Below are 17,078 nucleotides of genomic sequence, written 5' to 3'. Positions count from 1 at the left end.
AAAACTGTGTTAAACTACTTTTATTGTAGCTTGACACAGTTTAGTTTACACTCTCGATGCGCGAGGTTGTAAAACCTTTTTTAGACTCAATTAATACTGATATGGAACGGCAAGGCTATCAAGCTCCAAAGATGATTTTTAATGGTTATAACTTGTACACTAAGCCAATGCACCCTTCAGAATGGTCTTCAATTTTATTTAATTTCTATACGAATTCTAAGAAAGCAATAAAGAGGGCAAAGACAAAAGGAGCAATATGTATAGAATGTGGTGAGTCTGCTGATAATATGATATATTTAGAATTCTCAGACAATGGAGACGGTATTCCAAAAGAAATTGAAAATAGAATTTTTGAAGAGTTTTATACAACAACGGGTAGTGACACATTAGATAAACTAGACTTTAGCTCTGAAGTTACAGGCACAGGGTTGGGGCTCTCAATTGTTAGAGATATTGTTTCTAGCTATAAAGGAAGAGTTTTTGTTGTATCAGCCAAAAATAACTACTCAACTTGTATAAGGGTAGAAATACCAAAGGCTAGTGCAAAAGATTTAGAGAACATTTATTGTTAGACATCGAAAAAATAAAGGAAATGAAGATTTTATATATAGATGATCAAGGTACAGACTCTTTGAAGTTAGATTTAGAGAAATATGGCTTTGATGTTGAAACGTCTGATGCTGGCGAATTTGATTCAACGTTGGCAAAAATAAATGAAGATTTTGATGCTTATGTGATGGATTTTGAATTGTCAGCTTGTGGTACAGGAATGGTAGATGCGCCAACTTATGCATCGACAATCCGAACGTTTGGACAGAATCATAAGGACTCTCCTATTGTGTTGATATCTTCCGACCAAAAGATTCATCAATTCAAACAAGATTTTTCAAGTCTAGACTTATTTGATAAAATAATAACAAAAGAAGAGTTTAGCCAAAAACTAAGCAAGTATTCTAAACAAATAGAGGCTTTGGTGAATGCTTATAAGACAATAAAGAATACCGATTTTGATATTTGTAAAATGTTGGTTATGGATGCAGGTGAAACAATAGATTTCCGTTTGCAAAATTTAATATCATCTTTTAGATATAATCAAGATGTGTACGGCTGTTCTAGAATTATATTGGAAACAGTTGTACGTTCAGTTGGAATGTTGGTAGGGAAGGACCTTATTGCAGCACGCTTTGGAATAGATAAGACTTGTGATGATTTCGGTTCGTTTCTTGAGCATATCGGAAAATATAAATATAAAGGTCTTTTTTCTTCTGCTTACGAAAGATGGTGGTGGAATGGCGTGATGGCATTTTGGAATGATATTTCTGAAAAACAGTCACTACGTCGCCTTGATGCTACTGAACGTGTAGCCATCTTGAATTCTAAGTTGGGGCTGAAACTAGTGCCAGCAACTCCTATAAAAAATAATTTTAGTTCATATTTTTGGACCTATTGTAAGGGCTCCTTGCTGCCATTGGATCCTAGTGAAGGATATGTCTTCATGCAAAAAGAATTGAAGCCATGGCAAGAAGAGGAATACATTTCTCTAGATTATGCTTTAGAAGTCCCATCTGTTCGAAAATATTTGATACCTACTGCAAGAAAAGAAATTTTGGCTTATGGCAAAAAATAGAAGAATATCCAATTCTTTATTGACGCAAGATTTGATGAGCTTGATAAAGCTATTGGATAAATATCATTTTACAGATGATATTATGTCAAAGTATCCTCTAGAAAATTTACTCAACATAAGACAAACTGGCAAATTGACAGATAATGTTCAAATTGATGATATTGCCTTTAAGTTAAAAACAGATTCCTGGAATACTTCACCTTATGTGAATGATGCTGTTTTGACAGCAAGTTTATCATATAAGTATATAGAGAATTTGGAGAATATAGAAAAAGATGGATTATTCTCTCATTATCAGTTGGAATTCTTGCTAAGAGGTGAAGGAAATGATAATAAGAATCATATGTTTTCATGGCATTTAGATAGAGAGGAATGTATAGAGGGGACTTTTCATCATCCATTATACCATTTCCATAGTGGTGGACATAAAATAAAAGACTGCGACAAAGGAGATTTGATTATAATCGGTTCTCCACGGTTGGCTCATCCTCCAATGGATGTTTTTTTGATGATACATTTTATAATAGAAAACTTCTTTAATAAAAAGACATATAGTGAACAAGTTTCCATATTAGAAAATGAAGAATATCAAATGATAATAGAGCATGCGCAGAAAAGAGTGCTAGACCCTTATTATAGTGCGATTGTCAATAACCAAAGTTCTGTCGGATTATACTCGGCTCACAACTTATGTCCCTTATATTATTGAGTAGATATGAATATCATAGTTCGAAATTTTTTAAAGAGATATTCTTGTGAAGAACGAGCTATAAATAGGCTGTTAGTTTCTGCTTACTTGAAAAGGAATGGAATTACGGTAGAAAAAAATATCTTAATTTTAAACTATCTTATTTATAATACAGATAGTGATTATCCTGTTTTACTGCAATTTTTGTCGATATTAAACCAACTAGATGAGAGCTTTGGCATTGAATATTTGATAGATTGCTTTGAGTTTGTAGTTTCACCTTCGACTAAAGAAGTAAATGGTGCTGTTTATACTCCATTGTATATACGAGAATATATAATCGAAACAGTATTGGCAGACAAGTCCGACAAGAGTCTTGCAAATTTATCTTATGCAGATATTTGCTGTGGATGTGGAGGTTTTTTTATAACAATAACTGATTACATTCGGAAAAGAGTAAAAATCTCATGTGAAAAGTTATTTAAGTGTTTTTATGGCTTTGATATAGAACCTTATAGTATTGAACGTACTAAAATATTGTTGGCATTGTATGCTTTGAGTGTTGGTGAGGATATCGGACGGTTAGCCCCCCATCTTTTTGTGGGAGATAGTTTGACAAAGTATTGGGAGAATTTGCCTGAATTTCAAAAAAAGCATGGTTTTGATGTGATAGTTGGTAATCCTCCTTATGTCTGTTCTTCAAAATTGTCAAATGATACTCGTGATAAGTTACGACGTTGGACAGTATCAGATAACGGAAAGGCAGATCTTTACATACCTTTTTTTCAGATAGCGACAGAGAGTTTGGCACCTGCCGGAACTTTGGGAATTATTACTGTTAATAATTTTGTACGAAGTATAAATGGAAGGGGAGTAAGAAGGTATTTCTCTCTAAAGCAGTTGGCATTAAAAATCGTAGATTTCGGTTCCAAACAAGTCTTTAAAGGTCGCTCTACTTATACATGTATTTGTATAATAAAAAATGAAAACGGTAAACTTGCTTATCATAAGTGCCTACCATCTGAATTAAAAAATATAAAGGATTTTAATGAGTTTGACTATGCGGAATTTGATTGGAAAAAAGGTTGGCTTTTGGTAAATGACAACACTGTACTTACAAATATACAGCATATTCAACGAACAGGAGTTCCTTTAGAAAGCCTTGTCGATATAAAAAATGGCTTTGCCACATTGCGAAATGATGTATTTGTATTGACTCCTATAGAAGAAGATGAATCTTATTATTATGTAGAAAAGAATGGCAAGTATTATTCTGTAGAAAAGGCGATTTGTCGAAAGGCTATTAAGCCTAATGCCATTAGTGACGAAATAAATATCGAAAAGTATATATATCCATTAATCTTTCCTTATCAAAAAAAAGGAAGCTTGATTAAGATTATAGATGAAAAAAAACTGAAGAATTTGTATCCGAAAGCATATGCTTATTTAAGTGATTTTAAAGAAGTTCTCATTAAAAGAGATAAGGGAAATAGGCAATATGCAGCATGGTATGCTTATGGCCGAACACAAGCTTTAAGACTTGAGGGATACAAGTTGTTCTTCCCTTATATGGCATCGCATCCTATATTTATTTTGTCAGAAGATGAACAGTTGCTTTTCTATAATGGATATGCTTTAGTATCAAAAGACTTGAAACTTCTTCGGTTGCTTAAAAAAATATTGTCTTCTTCTGTTTTTTGGTATTATGTTCAGCATCATAGCAAACCTTATGGTAGTGACTATATGGCATTATCTAAAAACTATATTCGTGATTTTGGTATACCAAAATTGACAAGACTGCAAACGAATAAGTTGTTGACTATGGAGGCACCAGAAGAGATAGACAGATATTTAGAGAAACTATATAAAATAAAAATATAATCACATTGTAATAATATGTCTATGAAATTTGGATATTTAGGATTGAGCATACTGGCGATTATTCTTAGCATCCTTGCTATTTGCTTTTCCTTACCACGAATAGAGTTGTCCTTTGACTATCTTGGATTAATCACAGGCATACTTGGTGTGTTGGTAACAGTTCTTATAGGTTGGAATATCTATGCACTTATTGATTTTCGACAAGAAAAGCAACGACTTGTACAATACTTTGATGAACAAAAGAGTAACATTCATTTATTAGGCTCTGATTTACGTTCCACCTTTATGAATCAATTGAGTAATAATTCTTTGTTGGAGAAGAATGTTGCCGATATTTATTCACAAATGATGGGACTCAATAAGTCATTACCATTATCGTTCTACTATTTGTTCCATACTATAGGTGCAATTAGGACAGCTTCACAAGTTGAGAATTATGCTGCTTGTAATTTGTGGTTAAAAGAAATACGCCAAGTTTTGGTTTATCCAGAGCAAGTAAGTATTCCTGTGACTAGTAAAAAGCAGTTATTGCATGACTTAATGCAAATAAAATCAACAGAACAGATAGTTGGTTTGAATGAAGTGATAGAACTCATTATGCATATTAAAGAGATTCCAGATCCTATATCTTAGAGTGTTATAAAGAATGCGCCAGCCGACAAACACTCGCAATTCTATTGCGTTAAACTCTCATCGGCAGCCCCTTGTGGGCACAGGCTCCGCCGACGATACCAAAACTCTGGCAGAGCTATAGCATCGCCAGCTACATCCTCTCGTTCCTGAGGAAAGAGAGGCTTTTTTAATGGTAAAGAAGGACGGGATGATTTTAGAAATTCTTATTTTTAAGAACAAAAGATAAAACAATGAATATAATCAAAACAGAAATAGAAGGCGTCCTCATTATAGAGCCACGCCTCTTCCGTGACTCTCGTGGCTACTTCTTCGAGAGCTTCAGCGAGCGAGAGTTTGAAGAGAAGGTAACTCCTATTTTGGGACACAGTGTTCACTTCTGCCAAGACAACGAGTCTATGAGTAGCTATGGCGTGATGCGAGGCTTGCACTTCCAGCGTCCTCCTTACACACAAAGCAAGTTGGTACGCTGCGTAAAAGGCAGAGTCCTTGATGTCGCAGTAGATATTCGCAAAGGCTCACCAACCTATGGCAAGCATGTGGCAGTAGAGCTGACAGAAGATAATCATCGCCAGTTCTTCATTCCAAAGGGCTTTGCCCATGGTTTCGCCGTTCTCTCAGAAACAGCCGTCTTCCAGTACAAGTGTGATAACTTCTATCACCCAGAGGCAGATGGCGGCATCAGCATCCTCGATGATACCCTCGGTATCGATTGGAAAATCCCAACAGAACATGCCAATCTCTCAGAGAAAGATACAAAGCATGCAATGCTGAAAGACTTTGATAGTCCATTCGATATCACCGTAGATCTCTACAAGTAATTGGGCGGAGTTGAAAAAACACCCCCAAAAATTTGGTGGTTTCATCAAAAACCCTTATATTTGCAGCCAATAATTAGAATATTACGATTATGGCAACATTGGTACTCGATAATACATTATACCAAGGCTATGCAACGATAGCAGAGCAGAATAACATCAGTGTGACTGATGCTATGGCAGAAGCTTTGCGATTATTGAAGCAACACTTGAAAAAGAAGCCAAGTCCTTCGTTAAGACAACGACTTGAGAAGCGAATCCTTGAACTTCGAGATTTGCCAGCAAATTGGGATTATGCAGGTTCACCTTCCATATCATCAGAAGCGTGTGATTATTCTCGGAAGGTTGTTGCATGCTGTAGCGACTCGTTACTTCAAGGATTAGCAATATTCCCAAATACCAATGGCTATATATTAATGCAATGGAAGACCTCCAAAGGAGATGCCTGTTTATCTATTCTTAGTGATAGAATAGTATATGATGTCAATTATGGAGAGATAGAGAAGGAAGGTATACTCCCTCTTTCAGAACTCTCTAAATTTTTGGAAGTCTTAAAGAACATAGCCTAATGGAATGTGATATAACATTTGAGAAACCAGTATTGAAAGATATGGAGGAGATTGCTCGATTGTTGTCTTCTCCAGCCTTTTATGATGAAAATACCCATCAGTTAAATTTTGCAGCATTTAATCTTCGACGTTTTACGAATGGTGAAGTAGAGTCTTATGTCTCATTGTCCAGACTGTCTTTTATAGACCAAAAGCATTTGAATAAAAAAGGTAAGTATGTTTTTAAAAAGACAGAAAGCCATTATGTGGGTTATGCTCTTTTTACTCCAAGGTATTTAGCAAACTTACATGATAGATTAAGAATATATCCTGTAAAAGCAGGTCTTAATGATCATTGTGGTATGTTTTTCTTGGGTAAGGATAAGAAGTTAATCTGTGATGACTTGACGATTCGTCCTTATACATTAAAAACGTTACGTTCTCTTTGTGACTTATTGCAAGCTAATGTTGTTTTAAAATAGGGGCTCTTTGCACGCAATGTATAATTTGTCCGTAAATCACCGGTAGCCATTTAGGTGCGGAAAACATAGCTTTTATGTTCTCACTTTTTGAGAGCTGCAAGTTGAATGACATTAATTTTGGCGATTATATAGAAGATATACTCACCCGACTGATGGAGGGGGAGCAAGACTTCATGTCCCTAATCCCATGTAATTATAACTCGAATAAAAAGATGAATGTCAAGGCTGCCTAATAGGTAGCTCTGGCAATACCAATTAATAATATGCTTTTTTTGAAAAATGTTGGATGTGCTAACTGCTGAAAATCAGTAGTTACGTTCTAACGGTGATTTACTTTAGAAGCGGTTACAATTTGGGATTCCTTGGTGTAAAAGACCCTATCTTGGAAACAGAGCTTGAAGCACGACTTGTGGAGAAGGTTAAGCAGTTCCTCTTGGAACTTGGCAAAGGATTCACATATATTGGTAATCAACACGTACTCGAATACAATGGAAAGCTGAACAAGGTTGACATGCTTTTCTTCCATCGTGGACTGCATTGTCTTGTGGCTATTGATTTGAAGATCGGCGAATTTAAGCCAGAATATGCAGGAAAGATGAACTACTACCTATCATTGCTTGATCGTTTAGAACGTAGGGAAGACGAAAATCGTTCTATCGGTATCATTCTATGTGCAGAGAAAGACCGTGTGGAAGTTGAGCTTGCATTGGAAAATATGGGCAAACCCATTGGTGTGGCAGAATATCAGTTGATTGTTCCACAGGAAGAGCTAAAGAAAATAGTTGCTGAAGAACTTGAAGCTTTTAATAAAGAACTTCCTCTTTGTACGGAAAAAGAGGAGGATTAAAAAAACAAATATGATACTATAAGTGAAGCATTTTAACACTTGTAAGGATGAACTCGATTTTGATAGAAGAGGGATGATCTGGGAGTATTCACGAAAGAGCAAGAAAACGAAAAAAGAGAGCTAAGAAACATGGCATTTACAATTATCTGTATTCATCCGATAGTAGGATGCAAATATCTAAAGATACTAAAAGAGGAAGAATATTATTTCTTCAATGATTGGTATCGAGAGGAGAATGGATGTGTTGTAAGAAATGATGACGATGCATTCAAACGTCACTTCTTTGGTGAAAAGGTAAGTGTTCAGGCAGTTGTCGGAAAGAACGGTAGTGGCAAGAGTTCGCTTTTGGAGCTGATATATAGAATTTTGAACAATTTCTCATACGTGGCTACAGAAGGGACCTATAGGGCAACTGCGGAAAGACTGTATTATATCAGAGAGATAAAGGCAGAACTGTATTATGAGTTGGAAGGACAACAGGGATGCATAAAAGTGGAAGATGATACGGTTACATTTAGGTATGGCGACGAGGCACCTATAGAATTATACTTCCCCGGGAGCAGAAATTATGAGGAAACAGACGGCTGGCTTAACGCCAGGCCATTGGACGGGTATGAGCATAAGGTCATACGTGGAATGGAAAGACAAACAATATGGGAAATCATACAAAAGACACTTAATCACTTCTTCTATTCTCTTGTGGTGAATTATTCTATCCAATCTTTGAACCCTTGTGACTATGAGGATGAAGAAGCCTATGGAGATGATGCAGATGATTGGGCTGATAATTCTTGGCTGACGAGCCTATATAGGAAGAATGATGGCTATATGGTTCCTATTGGATTTGAGCCCTATAGAGGGAACAACCAGATAGACTTGGTAAACCAAAAGGAATTGGCAGAGGATAGAGTTGCGGCGTTGCTAATCGATGCTGAAAAACATGATCATAAATTGTTGCCAGGGTATAGTTATAGTTCGATAGATTTTACTTATGACCAAAAGTTTTCTTTAAGATTTGATCATCCGGCTGAAGATGGTGATAATATCACGGATGCAATACAGAGAATAGCGGAGGACTTGAACGGTGAAAGAAGTGATCTCTTTTTTGAGTTCTATGGAATTGATGCGGGCTATAAGCAGAATGGTTGTCACTTCTTTAAGCGGGCTTTTATGTATCTGATAGATAAAACTTTCAGCGTAAGCCGTAATTATCCAAACTATGAAGATTACTCTGAACTTTCGGATGCTTTCTTTGACTTGGAGCATGAACTGCTTCCACAAGAAAAAGATATGGTAGTCTCGCTTATAGAGAGAGTCAAGGAGGAACCATCGCATATCGGTATGAAAGTTCATCAGACGTTGCATTTCCTTGAGAGGCTTATTCATATTGATGAGGCTGAACAATATAAAATGGATGATAATGGATTCTCTTATGAAGAATACATACAGCATTTCTTCCCTGAAATGGATATTGAAGGCCCTAAAGCTATTATGGAGTATTACCCGCCGCCTATCTTCAGGAACTATATCTACCTGAAAAATGACATGGATCAGGAATGCATAGAGCTTCCGATGCTGAGTTCTGGTGAAAGGCAATACCTTTTCACACTATCAGCTTACCTATATCATTTGAGGAATATCATTTCTGTACCTGAGAATGCCGGAAGGGTGAAGTATCATAATGTCTGTTTGTTTTTGGATGAGATAGAACTTTGCTTCCATCCTGAATACCAGAGGCTATTTGTGGCAAACTTGCTTCAGAGTTTGGAGGACAATAAAGTGACAGATAGTGTAAATGTGAACGTGATACTAACGACACATTCTCCCTTTGTGCTATCAGATATTCCGCAGTGTAATATCCTATATCTTGAAAATGGGGAAGATGCAAGGGAACAGATGAAGGTGAAGACTTTCGCCTCTAACATCAATGAGCTGTTAGCTGAAAGTTTCTTTCTGAAAGGAGGATTTGTAGGTGAGTTCGCTAGTCAAGTGGTTAATGACTTGGCTAATTTCCTTTTGGAAAAGCAATGTAAACGCAGATGGGATATTGTGTCGGCAGATCAAATGATAGAGGCTGTTGGCGATGACGTTGTGAAGATACAGCTACGTAAGTTGTTTGTTCGAAAGTTCGGGAAAAATAATCAAGTATATAAGACGTGGGTGCAAAAAGAATTTGAGAGATTAGGCTTGAACCAAGAGAACCGATGAGAAGAATTCTGATTGATGATAGGATAAAGAAGCTTGCTGCTAAATACGTGAAGAAACTGCCACTAGTGGTGGGTGATGTAAAAGCAGATTTGCAGATTTTGGCTGATGACTTAAAAAAAGAGTCAACAGAGATTCTGATATGTACACCTGAAGAGGGAAAGAAGGCAAAAGGCAAATCAAGCGTCAGAAAAAAGACGCTGCCCGATGCGATTGAGGCTGCAAATGCAGAGCAACCGCTGAAGGACAAACAGGAGAAATTTAAAGGCGTTAGTCATAAGGGAATTGAATATCTCAGGGTATCAGTGTATGTTGAGAAGATTGTAGAGAAATATGACGATCTCAATAATATGCTGCCGTCCAAGTATGATGAATGCTTTTCTTATATCAATAGTGCTTTAAAAGGTGTCGCTATAGATGATATTTGGGTAAAGTTTAAAGGAAATAAGGATAAGCGACCACTCTATGAGGTGATAGTTGATGTAATGGGTTACGATAAAGTAAGAGCAAGGTTGATGCCTAACTATGTGAAGATACTTGAGATTAGATCATGCATTTATTGTAATGCCCAGTTTGCTATGACAACGCTTATAGAGGATGTGCATGAGAAGATAAAGACAGGAAAGAGAGGACGCCCCAAAGAAGCGAGGGTGATACCATTGATGGGCGGTTACTATGAATTGGATCATAATAGGCCAAAGTCGAAATACCCGTTCTTGTGTACAAACTTCTATAACCTACAACCTTGCTGTGGATCATGTAACAAACGTAAATCTGCACAAGACTTGCCATACTCATTATATTATGAAGACGGTGAACCGCATCCCTCCCCGCTTCATTTCGCTATTAGCCCACAGGATGTAATTGCTTTCCAGACAAAAGGAAAGTGTAGAGGAATAAAAGCATATCTTTGTGATGATGAAAAACCAGGCCAGCCTGTCGTAGCAAAGAAAGATGGAACCCTCGCAGAGCGTTTTAACTTTATTTTCGACATAGATAAGATTTATGCTGAACATGAAGATGAAGTAGAAGAATTGCTATGGCGTAATAGGATATATACAAAGGGAATTGTAGATGCTGCGAATCAACAATTTGCAGATTTGGATATTGAGGGATTTGACTTTGACAGATATATTCTTGGAACATACGCCAAGAAGGATGAGGCTTTGAAACGTCCACTTACGGTGATGAAGCAGGATGTCTGGGAGCAGATTATGAAAGTGGAATAGAATATGAGCGTGGAGAAATTAATTGGATCCTGGAAATTGAAAAGTAAGATTGGTAGCGGAGGCAATGGCGAGGTTTGGGAATGCACAGACCAAACAGGAAATGCATTTGCTATGAAAATCCTAACTAAGACAACAGGAGAAGCGTATCAACGATTCTTGGATGAGGTGAAAGTAATGCTTTCTCATCAAGGTGCCGATGGAATGTTGCCAGTGATTGACTTCAATCTTCATGAATTAAATGGCCCAGAGCAGACTGAAAAAGATCTTTACTATGTTATGCCTTTGGCAATTCCTGCAAAAGAACGCTTGTTTGGATGTATCTTTGAAGAGAAATTGAATGCCATCAGGGATATCCTAAAGATGTTATGTCTACTTCATCATCAAGGTATTGCTCACAGGGATATCAAGATTGAAAACATATTGATGTATCAAGAGCACTATGTGTTATCTGATTTTGGACTCGTTTTCTATCAAGATAAACCTCGTGTGACGAAAACCGACGAGCGTATGGGAGCAAGGAGGACATTAGCCCCAGAAATGGAACGGCCTGGCTCAAAGAATGCCGATCCGTTTAAGGCTGATGTATATTCTATTGCGAAAACCATTTGGGTGATACTGACAGACTATCCCGATAGTTTTGAAGGTCAATATAGTAGGAATCAAGTTACCAGACTTGAAGACAATGTAAAGTGTCCAAGAGGCACATATTTTACACCATTAGGAGAATTGCTAGCAGAATGTACAGATGTGCTGCCTGACAATAGACCTAATATTGAACAAGTTTTGGCTAGGTACGAGGAATGGGAGAAAATGCAGGATGATTTTGCAAAAAGTAATCGCAGTCTGTGGGTTGAAGTAATTAAGGCGTTGTTTCCTTATTCAGTTCCGACACATGCCGAATGGACGGATATTAAAGAAATAAAAAATGTGCTTAACATGATTAGTCACTATGACAGTTTGAATCATCTGTTCTTCCCCTCTGGCGGTGGATTAGACTTGGATGCTGTATTTGATTCTTATGAGGAGCATTGCTTAGAAATGGATTTTGGTGGGTTGAGGCAGATCTTCAACCCGAAAATCCTGATCTTCGAATCGATAGGTGAAGATTTGTTGTGGAATTATTTCCGAATGGAGTGTAATCCATTAGAGCCTGCACTTAAATCAACTCCCAAAGACAGTTATGATGAAGGAGTATCAGAGATGTCACCGCTCGAGTATGAGGATTATGGCGTAATGGAAGATGGTGACCTCGCCAAACAAGATGGATATAATGTAACGGACTATTCTCGACAAGTAACTCGCCAATTAAAGGGCAGTTATGTGATATTCAGTAAAAACTCGCTATATAACAGGACTACGGGTACTTATGACGGCAGACATGACAAGATGAGTACTGAAACCTTTAGAGCTTACATCGAAAAAGCATATAATAAATATAAGAAAGCGGAGGATAATGTCTTTCTCAATGACTTTTAAAATCCAATAAAGAATTAATTTTATTAAACTTAGATAGTTTATGGCAATATTTGAACCAAATATTTATATGAGGGAGATTAAAGAACTATATTCCGAGGAACTTGCCTTGTTGAAGCAGATTCGAAGCTATGGGAGAGAACATTCACAAGGTAAAATGGAGCGGGTTGAGAAGGTTAAGTTACTCTTGTTATTTCGTATCTACTCGAATCTGTATTCTTCTCTGCTCTTAACTGTGCAGGTCTTGAAAACTGGAAAGATTTCATTCTTTCAGTTACCGATAGGCTTGTTGTTGCGTTGTTGCTTTACCGATTGTTTGTTCGCCCTATACATACAGCGGGCTGGCAAGGAACGAGCTTACGAGGAACTGGATCTGAGAACAATAGAGTATGCCAACTCAATGTTGGAGCGCAAAGAGGTATACAGAGATCAGGTGAAAAGTATGGGAAAGATACTTGATGATGTCTTTATAGATCATTTGTGGGAGTTGACGATGGAAGACAATTTCTTGGGACTGCTGACACTTGACGACAATCTGGAAGAATTGACGGTAATAAAGCAATCGAAAGGACAACTGAAAGACGCTGGTTTCACTAAACAAAATAGTATTAAGACAAAGGATATTGTTGACTTCTTGGTTGCTATACCTGAACTCAAATCTGTGGCTATGCGATTATATCACTACTTCAAATATTTCTCGCAGTATGAGCATTTCTCAGAAAATGGGCAAGGGGATGTACTTGCATCAATGGAGAAGGATGGTAATGATAACATCCATTTGCCTTCAGCCATTAGGGCACTGGGTGTTGGGATGGAAGAGGTGATGAAGAATAGATTGTCAAAGATGAATAAATAAAGAGGTTAACACAAATAAGGATATGAGTACATTCGTATTAATGGAACTATGTAAGCAGAGTGGAGTTAAAAATGTTATATATCAACTTTTGGCTCCAAGCATAACTTTAAATCTCGATGAAGTTGAAGAAAATCGCAGCTATGCTGTGATTATCGATAAGGGTATTCGTTATTGTTTGACTGGTAATTCTGGTATATATGATGAAGAAGCCTCCTATGTGTTGTTGACAGATAGAACTCCTACGAAGCAAAAGCTCATTGACAATGAGATCAAGCAGAGAAAGTGGATAAAGCATCCTAATCAAATTGAGGCTTCACCAGATGATGTAATAAATTCATGGGAAAACAGGTTCCACTTCAAACTTGAGCAAAATGAGGCTCATCCCGGATTAAGAAGACCGCAATTAGGTGCTTTGCATGCTTTACTTAGCCATATGCTATCACCTACAGAAACAGCGACAGTGGTGCTGCCAACTGGAACTGGTAAGACAGAAACGATGATGTCAGCTTTAGTAGCAGGCAGGTGTAATAGAGTACTTGTAACTGTGCCGACAAATGCTCTTCGAGGACAATTATTCAATAAGTTCAAAACTTTAGGCATTCTTAAAAAAGCAAAATTTGAAATTGTTGATAAAGAAGCATTATATCCTATAGTAGGGGTTATAACGTCTGCATTTGAAGGGGAAGATCAACTAAAGAGTTTTATTAGACAATGCAATGTGGTGATAACAACAATGCAGATTATTGACCATGCTCCAGAAGAACAGCAGGATGTATATGTGTCATCATTTTCAAATGTGTTTGTTGATGAGGCGCACCATATTGTAGCCACATCATGGAGGAAGTTTTCTGACAGATTCCCAAGACATCAATTGGTTCAATTCACTGCAACGCCGTTCAGAAATGATGGGCAACGACTTGATGGTAAAATAATATTTAACTATCCTTTGCGCCAAGCACAAAAAGATGGTTATTATCGCACTATACATTTCCTGCCAGTCAGGGAATACGGTGAAGAGGCCATTGCTGATAAAGCTATTGCTGAAAAGGCTGTTGAGAAACTAAAAGACGATCAGAAGCATTACCAGCATATAATGATGGCTCGGTGTGAGACAAAGAGTCGAGCACAGGCAGTCTACAAGATATACAAAGAGTTATGCCCAGAACTACGAATTGTGTTATTATATTCCGGCTGCCCTGATTATATTGAGAACTATAATAAAGTTCTTAAACGAGATGTAGACATTGTGGTTTGTGTGAATATGCTTGGTGAAGGATTTGATTTGCCAGAACTTAAGATTGCTGCATTCCACGATATCAGAAAAAGCCTGCCAATAACATTGCAATTTTCTGGACGATTTACACGAACTAGCCGTGATGCGGAGTTGGGGGATGCTTCTTTTGTGGCAAATATTGCAGACCTTACAGTTAAGCAGGAACTTGATAGCCTCTATGAAGAAGATGCTGATTGGAATATTCTTTTAGCCGATGCAAATGACAATAAGGTTACAGATGAAAAAGAGTTTAAAGACTTTATTGAAGGATTTAAGTCGGGAACGGATGCCCAAATCCCTATAAGCAGTATCTACCCAAAGTTTAGTACTGTCGTATATCAGAGCTACGCAAAAGGATGGCACCCTGAGGATTTTTACAAAGGTATTAGAGGCTATGATAAACTTGATTATCAGTCTTATGACATTAATGAAAATGAAAAGCTGCTTGTGGCAGTGATGGCAAAGGAACAGAATGTCGAAGGTATAAAGGTTAAGGATGTAAGGACTATGGCCTGGAGCTATTTGGTGCTGTTTTGGGATGAAAAGAAGAATCTGTTATACATTAACAGCCTAGATAATGCCAGCCTATATCATGAAGTGGCTAAGCATGTAGTAGGGGCTCCGGGGAAAGCCCCAAAGTTAATAAGTGGAGTCGATGTTTTCAAGACCTTCCATAATTTAAAGAGGACAAAATTAAGGAATGTTGGGCTGAAAGTCTATCTTGGGAAAGATATTCGCTTTAGAATGCATGCAGGGCGCGATGTTGAGAATGGGCTATCTCGCATTGAGAAAATGAACAGCGAGAAATCCTTTGTAGTGGGTGATGGTTTTGAGAACGGAGAGAAAACATCCATAGGAGCATCGTACAAAGGGAGAATATGGAGCCTAAGTGGCAATGGAAATATTCTTGCGTTTAAGAATTGGTGTATTGAGCAGGGCGAGAAACTCACAAATCCAAATATCGATGCGAATCAAATACTCAAAGAAACACTAATTCCAAAGATGATTAAAGAAATGCCAGTAGATACAATTCCTTTCAGTATAGATTGGGATGATGAGATGTGGAGAGAGTTAGAGACTCGTTACAGTTTTAAACTGTTAGGTTCGGAGTCTTATATGTACAATACTGAAATTGAACTTTGTGAGAATGCTCTAGAAGGGAATAAGGTACGTTTTGCAGTATGTAATAGTGAACAGCATGTGGAGTTTCAGCTAGAGCTGTTTGAAAATAATGAAAATGAGAAGAATAAATTTCCCGACTATAGGATTAAACAATTGACGCATGGTGAGGCTTTGATACAGTTTGGGACGAGGACGCTAAAATTGACAGATTTCTTTGAGAAAGAAGAAAATGTACCGATAATCTATTTCACCGATGGGTCTAGCCTTCGTGGTAATGAGTACATTGTCTTAAGTGCTACGCCAACACTCTATGATAAAAACAGCTTGCAAGAGTGGGACTGGGAAGACGTTAATTTGCTTAAAGAATCACAAGGAGTGCGGCCACATCTTAAGACGGATTCTATTCAATACAATGTAATACAAACGCTTGTGCGGCAGGACTACGATATTGTGTATGACGATGACAATGCCGGCGAGATAGCTGATGTAATTACGCTCAAATTAATTGAGAATGAAATTCATGTGGAGTTATATCATTTGAAGTTTGCACATGAAGGTAAGATAACCTCGCAGATTGCAAACTTTTATGAAGTATGTGGACAGGCTCAGAAATCTGCAAATTGGAAATATAAAGAGGCAGAAGAGATGTTGAATCATTTACTGCGTAGGGAGATTAAAAAGAGTAGCAATGGCGACGAATGTTCGAGAATATATAAGGGGACACATGAAAAGTTGATCGAACTGATGAAACTTGCAAAGAGGAAGTTGCCTGTGAAGTATAGCGTCTTTATTGTTCAGCCAGGCGTTTCAAAAGATTCAGCAAGTGATGAAATACTATCGCTTTTGGGTGTAACTGAGAGTTTTCTCAAGGAGCGTACAGGAATAGAACTAAAGGTTATAGTAAATAAAAAGAGTCTATGACGCAAGATGGAAGGTGGAAGTTAAAGTATAATGAAGTGATGTCGTTCATGGAAAAGGAATACCGTAAACTATCCAAGTATTATCCAAAATTGGATATGCATGCAAAGCCATTTTGACAATCATGTGATGTAATCAGAATGAATACAACGAACAAAGGGGAACGACCAAAGACTGGTTGTTTCCCTTTGTTCGTTTAGAGGCAATTGTATCAGGTGTATCTGTCATCAGCAAGGCATTGGGACATCATTCCGAAACCACCACACAAATCTATCTCAATTCTATCAAAAGCTCAGAAGTAGATGATGCCAACGCCAAAATACTGGCAGCCCTATAAGCCACAAAAAAGAATAAAAAGAGGGATTTTGTAAAATGAACCAAAATGAACCATTTTTCCTGAATCTTTACATGAGAGACACAGAAAAGCCGAAAACTTTCGTTCAATCAACGACTTAGGAAATTATGTGCGAAAAGAATAGTA

Annotated in this window: 15 protein-coding genes and 1 pseudogene; all 16 read left to right on the top strand. The window is 37.4% G+C overall.

The window, feature by feature from the left end; genetic code table 11:
• The first annotated feature begins 101 nt into the window (after nt 1-101).
• The 16 genes and pseudogenes from KSW37_RS13205 to KSW37_RS13130 all read left to right on the top strand — a co-directional run bounded on the left by KSW37_RS13205 (nt 102) and on the right by KSW37_RS13130 (nt 16,934).
• Nucleotides 102-572: a sensor histidine kinase gene (locus tag KSW37_RS13205; protein WP_217314841.1), complete on the top strand. Its 471-nt coding sequence runs from the start codon at nt 102-104 to the stop codon at nt 570-572.
• Nucleotides 573-592: 20 nt separating this feature from the next.
• Complete coding sequence (locus KSW37_RS13200) at nt 593-1,627, top strand: hypothetical protein (protein ID WP_217314840.1); 1,035 nt, start codon at nt 593-595, stop codon at nt 1,625-1,627.
• Nucleotides 1,614-2,336 carry a hypothetical protein gene (locus KSW37_RS13195; RefSeq protein ID WP_217314839.1) on the top strand — a complete coding sequence of 241 codons (723 nt, stop codon included), beginning with the start codon at nt 1,614-1,616 and terminating at the stop codon, nt 2,334-2,336. The genes KSW37_RS13200 and KSW37_RS13195 overlap by 14 nt, the downstream gene beginning before the upstream one ends.
• A gap of 6 nt (nt 2,337-2,342) precedes the next feature.
• Nucleotides 2,343-4,196: an Eco57I restriction-modification methylase domain-containing protein gene (locus tag KSW37_RS13190; RefSeq protein ID WP_217314838.1), complete on the top strand. Its 1,854-nt coding sequence runs from the start codon at nt 2,343-2,345 to the stop codon at nt 4,194-4,196.
• Between the two features lie 15 nt (nt 4,197-4,211).
• Nucleotides 4,212-4,829: a hypothetical protein gene (locus KSW37_RS13185; RefSeq protein ID WP_217743489.1), complete on the top strand. Its 618-nt coding sequence runs from the start codon at nt 4,212-4,214 to the stop codon at nt 4,827-4,829.
• Between the two features lie 230 nt (nt 4,830-5,059).
• Nucleotides 5,060-5,647 carry a dTDP-4-dehydrorhamnose 3,5-epimerase gene (rfbC, locus tag KSW37_RS13180; protein WP_217314836.1) on the top strand — a complete coding sequence of 196 codons (588 nt, stop codon included), beginning with the start codon at nt 5,060-5,062 and terminating at the stop codon, nt 5,645-5,647.
• Nucleotides 5,648-5,736: 89 nt separating this feature from the next.
• Nucleotides 5,737-6,213 (top strand): hypothetical protein, encoded by a 477-nt coding sequence (locus KSW37_RS13175; protein WP_217314835.1) that lies wholly within the window; start codon nt 5,737-5,739, stop codon nt 6,211-6,213.
• Nucleotides 6,214-6,254: 41 nt separating this feature from the next.
• Nucleotides 6,255-6,674, top strand: coding sequence for a hypothetical protein (locus KSW37_RS13170; RefSeq protein WP_217314834.1), 420 nt, complete (start codon nt 6,255-6,257; stop codon nt 6,672-6,674).
• Between the two features lie 74 nt (nt 6,675-6,748).
• On the top strand, nt 6,749-6,907 hold the full coding sequence (locus KSW37_RS16190; RefSeq protein WP_217314833.1) for a transposase domain-containing protein: 159 nt from the start codon (nt 6,749-6,751) through the stop codon (nt 6,905-6,907).
• A 101-nt stretch (nt 6,908-7,008) separates the two neighbouring features.
• Nucleotides 7,009-7,521: pseudogene (locus tag KSW37_RS13160) on the top strand (PDDEXK nuclease domain-containing protein); the annotation flags it as partial.
• Nucleotides 7,522-7,650: 129 nt separating this feature from the next.
• Nucleotides 7,651-9,729: an AAA family ATPase gene (locus tag KSW37_RS13155; RefSeq protein WP_217314832.1), complete on the top strand. Its 2,079-nt coding sequence runs from the start codon at nt 7,651-7,653 to the stop codon at nt 9,727-9,729.
• Nucleotides 9,726-10,955 carry an HNH endonuclease gene (locus tag KSW37_RS13150; RefSeq protein ID WP_217314831.1) on the top strand — a complete coding sequence of 410 codons (1,230 nt, stop codon included), beginning with the start codon at nt 9,726-9,728 and terminating at the stop codon, nt 10,953-10,955. The genes KSW37_RS13155 and KSW37_RS13150 overlap by 4 nt, the downstream gene beginning before the upstream one ends.
• Before the next feature lie 3 nt (nt 10,956-10,958).
• Nucleotides 10,959-12,431, top strand: a complete 1,473-nt coding sequence (locus KSW37_RS13145) for a protein kinase domain-containing protein (RefSeq protein WP_217314830.1) — start codon at nt 10,959-10,961, stop codon at nt 12,429-12,431.
• Between the two features lie 40 nt (nt 12,432-12,471).
• Nucleotides 12,472-13,284, top strand: a complete 813-nt coding sequence (locus KSW37_RS13140; RefSeq protein ID WP_254368658.1) for a hypothetical protein — start codon at nt 12,472-12,474, stop codon at nt 13,282-13,284.
• A 22-nt stretch (nt 13,285-13,306) separates the two neighbouring features.
• Nucleotides 13,307-16,600 carry a DEAD/DEAH box helicase gene (locus KSW37_RS13135; RefSeq protein ID WP_217314829.1) on the top strand — a complete coding sequence of 1,098 codons (3,294 nt, stop codon included), beginning with the start codon at nt 13,307-13,309 and terminating at the stop codon, nt 16,598-16,600.
• A 175-nt stretch (nt 16,601-16,775) separates the two neighbouring features.
• Nucleotides 16,776-16,934, top strand: a complete 159-nt coding sequence (locus KSW37_RS13130; protein WP_437183132.1) for a hypothetical protein — start codon at nt 16,776-16,778, stop codon at nt 16,932-16,934.
• The last annotated feature ends 144 nt before the right edge of the window (nt 16,935-17,078 follow it).

Origin of the sequence: Segatella copri, from assembly GCF_019127135.1 — a bacterium.
Lineage (GTDB): Bacteria > Bacteroidota > Bacteroidia > Bacteroidales > Bacteroidaceae > Prevotella.
Note: the sequence above shows the minus strand (reverse complement) of the source record. Positions and strands in the feature narration are given on the sequence as shown.

Bases quoted from the DNA above. Each gene is read 5' to 3' on its own strand.
- KSW37_RS13205 (WP_217314841.1), top strand. From the start codon at position 102: ATGGAACGGCAAGGCTATCAAGCTCCAAAGATGATTTTTAATGGTTAT.
- KSW37_RS13200 (WP_217314840.1), top strand. From the start codon at position 593: ATGAAGATTTTATATATAGATGATCAAGGTACAGACTCTTTGAAGTTA.
- KSW37_RS13195 (WP_217314839.1), top strand. From the start codon at position 1,614: ATGGCAAAAAATAGAAGAATATCCAATTCTTTATTGACGCAAGATTTG.
- KSW37_RS13190 (WP_217314838.1), top strand. From the start codon at position 2,343: ATGAATATCATAGTTCGAAATTTTTTAAAGAGATATTCTTGTGAAGAA.
- KSW37_RS13185 (WP_217743489.1), top strand. From the start codon at position 4,212: ATGTCTATGAAATTTGGATATTTAGGATTGAGCATACTGGCGATTATT.
- rfbC (WP_217314836.1), top strand. From the start codon at position 5,060: ATGAATATAATCAAAACAGAAATAGAAGGCGTCCTCATTATAGAGCCA.
- KSW37_RS13175 (WP_217314835.1), top strand. From the start codon at position 5,737: ATGGCAACATTGGTACTCGATAATACATTATACCAAGGCTATGCAACG.
- KSW37_RS13170 (WP_217314834.1), top strand. From the start codon at position 6,255: ATGGAGGAGATTGCTCGATTGTTGTCTTCTCCAGCCTTTTATGATGAA.
- KSW37_RS16190 (WP_217314833.1), top strand. From the start codon at position 6,749: ATGTTCTCACTTTTTGAGAGCTGCAAGTTGAATGACATTAATTTTGGC.
- KSW37_RS13155 (WP_217314832.1), top strand. From the start codon at position 7,651: ATGGCATTTACAATTATCTGTATTCATCCGATAGTAGGATGCAAATAT.
- KSW37_RS13150 (WP_217314831.1), top strand. From the start codon at position 9,726: ATGAGAAGAATTCTGATTGATGATAGGATAAAGAAGCTTGCTGCTAAA.
- KSW37_RS13145 (WP_217314830.1), top strand. From the start codon at position 10,959: ATGAGCGTGGAGAAATTAATTGGATCCTGGAAATTGAAAAGTAAGATT.
- KSW37_RS13140 (WP_254368658.1), top strand. From the start codon at position 12,472: ATGGCAATATTTGAACCAAATATTTATATGAGGGAGATTAAAGAACTA.
- KSW37_RS13135 (WP_217314829.1), top strand. From the start codon at position 13,307: ATGAGTACATTCGTATTAATGGAACTATGTAAGCAGAGTGGAGTTAAA.